The sequence below is a fragment of the Klebsiella sp. HMSC25G12 genome, assembly GCF_001807705.1.
Taxonomy (GTDB): Bacteria; Pseudomonadota; Gammaproteobacteria; order Enterobacterales; family Enterobacteriaceae; genus Klebsiella; species Klebsiella variicola.
This window is the reverse complement of sequence record NZ_KV789866.1, coordinates 1-4748: the sequence shown is the minus strand read 5'-3', so window position 1 is coordinate 4748 and position 4748 is coordinate 1. Positions and strand designations below refer to the sequence as shown.

Annotated in this window: 7 protein-coding genes; 5 read left to right on the top strand and 2 right to left on the bottom strand. The window is 43.4% G+C overall.

The window, feature by feature from the left end; all coding sequences use genetic code 11:
• Positions 1-134: 134 nt before the first annotated feature.
• Entirely contained in the window at positions 135-296 is a 162-nt protein-coding gene (locus HMPREF3096_RS30840) for a hypothetical protein (RefSeq protein ID WP_162870772.1), read from the bottom strand.
• 179 nt (positions 297-475) lie between these two features.
• Here HMPREF3096_RS30840 and HMPREF3096_RS09680 point away from each other — a divergent pair, with 179 nt between their 5' ends.
• The 4 genes from HMPREF3096_RS09680 (at position 476) to HMPREF3096_RS09665 (ending at position 2891) form a co-directional block, all read left to right on the top strand.
• On the top strand, positions 476-778 hold the full coding sequence (locus HMPREF3096_RS09680; RefSeq protein ID WP_019725128.1) for a type II toxin-antitoxin system Phd/YefM family antitoxin: 303 nt from the start codon (positions 476-478) through the stop codon (positions 776-778).
• Complete coding sequence (locus HMPREF3096_RS09675; RefSeq protein WP_019725129.1) at positions 759-1034, top strand: Txe/YoeB family addiction module toxin; 276 nt, start codon at positions 759-761, stop codon at positions 1032-1034. Before HMPREF3096_RS09680 ends, HMPREF3096_RS09675 begins: the two co-directional genes overlap by 20 nt.
• A gap of 247 nt (positions 1035-1281) precedes the next feature.
• Positions 1282-2187: a replication initiation protein gene (locus HMPREF3096_RS09670; protein ID WP_019725130.1), complete on the top strand. Its 906-nt coding sequence runs from the start codon at positions 1282-1284 to the stop codon at positions 2185-2187.
• Positions 2184-2891: a hypothetical protein gene (locus tag HMPREF3096_RS09665; protein ID WP_004198042.1), complete on the top strand. Its 708-nt coding sequence runs from the start codon at positions 2184-2186 to the stop codon at positions 2889-2891. Before HMPREF3096_RS09670 ends, HMPREF3096_RS09665 begins: the two co-directional genes overlap by 4 nt.
• 36 nt (positions 2892-2927) lie before the next feature.
• Here HMPREF3096_RS09665 and HMPREF3096_RS09660 read toward each other — a convergent pair whose 3' ends face one another.
• Entirely contained in the window at positions 2928-3542 is a 615-nt protein-coding gene (locus HMPREF3096_RS09660) for a TIR domain-containing protein (protein ID WP_019725132.1), read from the bottom strand.
• Positions 3543-3943: 401 nt separating this feature from the next.
• On the opposite strand from HMPREF3096_RS09660, the gene HMPREF3096_RS09655 reads away from it, so the two are divergent.
• Positions 3944-4345: a helix-turn-helix transcriptional regulator gene (locus tag HMPREF3096_RS09655; protein WP_019725133.1), complete on the top strand. Its 402-nt coding sequence runs from the start codon at positions 3944-3946 to the stop codon at positions 4343-4345.
• The last annotated feature ends 403 nt before the right edge of the window (positions 4346-4748 follow it).

The following is a 4748-nucleotide window of genomic DNA, read 5'->3' as shown; positions in this document are numbered from 1 at the left end:
TTTACCGGTTTCCCGTCAGAAACGCCCTGAGGGCATCTCAGGCGGTGCTGATAACGGATGTTATGGTAAATCAAGTGAATGGCAGGTACAAAAAAAGCCCCAGAGGGCTTTTAGTTTAGACTTCTGAAGATATTTTATTTTTCTTGGAAGTGGTGGTTGTTTTTGCTCGGAGGGAACTTATCACCCTTGCTCACATGGCGATCATATTCAGAACCAGCGTATGAGTTGTCGGTATCATGATATTGACCGTAAGTACCTGTTTTTGGACATTCTTGCCCAGACCAATGTTTTGCCATTTACTTTTCCTTTGCTCGTTTTAGGAGCTAAGCTCCTAGCGGTACGAAATTGTGCCGCACTTCATAAATGTAATTGCTTGAAATTATGCTTCAATGTATTGACTTGTTGTTTTTGTGGTTATTCGATTGAGTTCACATTTTGAGCTGATTTGGTTGTGGGTTTTTAGGGAAATATCTTTATGTACTTATTTGCGTACATGTTCTATGCTAAGCCCCAACAAATGGGGGTTAACAACATGCATGCAATCAATTTTACTGATGCCCGTAAACATTTTGCCGAGACGATGAAGCGCGTCACTGATGATGCTGAACCGGTACGTGTCATGCGCCGTGATGCGCCTGATATTGTTATGATCGATGCGGGAGAGTATGAGGCGCTAATCGAAACGGTCTATCTGTTCAGCAATCCGGCGAACGCAGAGCATATCAATGAGTCAATGAAACAGGCGGAGCGCGGCGAATTTGTCGAAGTGGAATATTAAGTTCACTAGGAATGGCGCTGATGACCTTAACTACTGGCGTGATACTGACAAAAAGAAGTTTGAGCGTATCCGGCAACTGTTGCTCAGCATCGAGGCTGATCCGCTGACAGGTATAGGAAAACCCGAACGGCTGCGGCACCACAAAGATCCGGCACTCTACTCCCGCAGGATTGATCAGAGCCACCGTCTGGTCTATTCAATCCAGAACGGAGAAATCATCATCTACGCAGCCCGTTATCACTATGGTGACAAATAGCAAAAGTCGATATAGCCCGCTTGATGCGGGCTTTTCATGCAAGGCGTACAACGGATGTTAGGGTAAGTCGCTGTCAGATCGACACAAAGGCAAAGTCGGTGTAACGTTAGCCTCAGAAAAAACAAAGCCCCGGAAATCATGTCATATCTTGGCGGATCGCATGATAACCAGGGCTAGGTCGAAACCTTGAAAGGATATTAGCACATGAACCGTGCCAGACAACAGCCCGCCATAAGCGCAGGGCACATTGCATAACGCCGCACTCGAACTTTTCAACGAACGCTTACCACACAAGCCGTACTTTTCGGACGATCTGCACTTTGGTGTCCGTATCGCCGGTAAGGAACGCGCTATTCTGGCGAAATATATCCAGTTCAATCAGCCTCACGCCATGTTCTGGCTGGGATTTGACGTTGACCGCGCCGGTTCCTCCATCGACTGGAGCGACCGCAACGCGCCTGCACCGACGCTGACCATAACTAACCCCGAAAACGGACACGCGCACCTGCTGTACGCGCTGGAAAACTCGATACGCACCGCGCCGGACGGCAAAATAAAACCGTTACGCTACGCCGCCTCCGTGGAGAATGCGCTACGTAAAAAATTAGAGGCTGACGCTGGATATTCGGGGCTCATCTGCAAAAATCCGAACCACAACCACTGGAAAATCGCCGTGTGGCAGCCGAAGCTCTACACTCTGGACTGGCTGGCCGACTTTCTCGATCTGAACACAGGGAATGACAAGGAAATCGTTGCCGACTACGGCTTAGGCCGTAACTGCACGTTGTTCGACAAAACCCGTAAGTGGGCATATCGCGCCATCCGTCAGGGCTGGCCTGAGTATGAGCAGTGGCTGCAAGCCTGCTACGAACGCGCTTGCGCATACAACCTGCAATTTGCACGGCCTCTGGATGAAAATGAGGTAAGAGGGATAGCTAAGAGCATTGCTAAATGGACATCAAATAAATTTTCACCTGAAGAATTCAGTAAATTTGTTGATATTACTCATTCCTCTGAAATTCAATCAAAGAGAGGGAAAAAGTCAGGACAGTCAAGGAGGAAAGGAAGCCTAGAGGAAATAAAACCTTGGGTAGCTATGGGAATAAGCAGGCGGAAGTATTTTTATATCAAGAAAAATGGTGAAATAAGATGAAAACCTTCGTAACTCTTTGGACTATAGTTTTTTTAGCATTTATTGCCGTGATGTGTACTGTTGATATATCTAATTACATTCCGTCTGTTTACACAGTTTTTAGTAAGAATAGACCTCTTGTAACTGGCGCCCTTTCTATTCTTTTGATATCTGTTTTTATTTGGCTGATGGTATCCCTCTACTTACTTAAAAAGTATTCGGTTAAGGTTGAGAAACTTAGCCTTGGTGGAGTGAATATACTTTTCAATGAGAGTGCTACACTTTACAAAAAGAGTGTAAAAAATCACCTAGATTCAAAAAGAGCAATTTTCAAATTAAGAAAAAACGTTGATGCCTTTGATGAGGTTATTTCATCATATTATCAGACTTACCAATTTATTCGTGATGAAATGAAAATACTAAACCCTAAAAAAGATCGTGAGATTTATGATTTCAGCAATGAGATGCTCATGGTGTTAAATAGATTTCTAACTAACTACCAGAACAACTACAAGCGTTGGTATAAGTACATATCAGACAAAGATGAGGTTGTTGATAGGGTTAGCGGTGATGTCATGAGATTTCATGCAACCAGCATAAATAAAATACAAATGCAGTATTATGATTATGAGCGTATTTTAAAAGGTTTTAAAGATGTTAACCGGTTCTTTGTTAATGATGTGAAGCCTAAGTTTGGAATCAATACAGATAAGTGGAACTGGTAAATTAAAGGAGTAGCCAAGGCTACTCCTTGGATAGTACTATGAATTATGCATTCTCATTTCTCTCGACATATCATACGTTGCTTTTTCTCTATCGTTATAAGTCATGTCTATTAATTTTCTGAGTGTTTCTGGGTTGTTTTCTATTTGATTCCAGTTGACCACTGATATATAAGACCCGCTCTTCATGAAGTTGTCTATTATTCTTGCTGGCATATATGGGAACCTTTCCTCATAAGTTGAGCGCTTATCAATAGAAAACCATTCAGTTACGGTAGGATGAACTTCTGATTTTTCATTAGTTCCATGTGTTGAACGAATGTACGTAGTATTTGTTGACGGGAGATTGACGACTAAAATTCCTGATTTTTTGTTAATGGTACTATCTCTCATGCTAGAGTAAAGTTCCCAATCTACGTGTTTTCTGTTTTTTGTTTCAGTTCCAACAAGAAGGATAAGAACTGATGTATCTCTAAGATATTCATCTCTTATTATCTCTCTTATTTTTTGTGGGGCTTCATCTTCATCTATATCACCTAATGATACTGAGCGATTCACGAATATTTCATGTTCCTCATTCATTTTTTCAAGTGCGTTTTTGTAGTACTGATCATTCGCATGGTGGTAGCTAATGAATACCTTATGCTTTCCCATTTTTATTGTCCTTTTTTTGTTTGTGTGCACTCTATTTTGCACTTGAACCTATATCAGATAACAGCTCTCTTTTAGAGAGCTCTTTTTTTCTCAGCCAGCACACATAGGGTCCCTTCAGCAAGGTCTCGCCATGACTGGTTTAGGGCGGGCTCGTTGCTTCCCTAAACGCCTTGAGAAGAGAGCTATCACCTCACTTTATTCTTACGTACCGCTCGCCGCAGTCTTATGACCGAACGTAGTGAGCGAATGCGCGAGGAAGCGGAAAGTCATTTGTTGCCTGCATTTTGCACGGTCACTCCTGTGTTTCATCGCCCTTCTGAAAAACACATCACTTCTGGACCAGTATGTCGTAAGCTGGCCCCTGTTTCCTTGAGACTGAATGTATTAAAGGATGATAACTGATGACCAGAGTGTCTATTAGTGAGGCTGCACGGCTGACGGGTAAGAGCCGGACAACGCTGCACAGGTTAATCAAAACAGGTGAACTGTCCACTTGTAGCGGTGAACGAAATACAAAAATGGTCGATATATCAGAGCTTTTACGTGTTTTCGGACCGTTTGACCAACCGAAGAATGAACACCTTACTCGACAAGTACCTGAACAGCGTGATACAGCGCCTGCTGACCAGAGTGAACATGTCATTCGTCAACTGAAACAGCAGATTGAACACCTTAACATATTGATTTTATCGAAGGATTCGCACATTGACAGCCTGAAACAGGCCATGCTCCTTCTTGAAAATCACCAGGCAAAATTAACTGAACCCCCGGCGCCGTGGTGGAAATTCTGGAAAAAATCCTGACCCCGTCATGCTTCAGTTTTCCTCTCCGGCCATTCCGGGGAGTTCCTGAACCTTCCCGAAAATCGTCAGATCTCTGAACGCTCCTCACCACGAAAAATACCCACACCCCACGCAAAATTTTAATTTTGCAGATTTGTATTTAATATCAGCAGCTTACTTTACTGAAATTTCGTTTTTTAAATTTTATTTATATAGATCCGACTCTATGACGAGTCGTCATAGAGTCCCCGGCGAGTCGTCATAGAGTCGGTAACGACTCAGGCCTATAAAAACAATGAGTTAATAACGACCCGACTCTAGATCCGACTCCCCGTTTGGTTGTTTTTTAGACGTGGCGACTCTGGGTACGACTCTAGTGAAGAGTCGCCGGGGAATCGTGTGGTGAGTCGTCCGGCGACTTGCC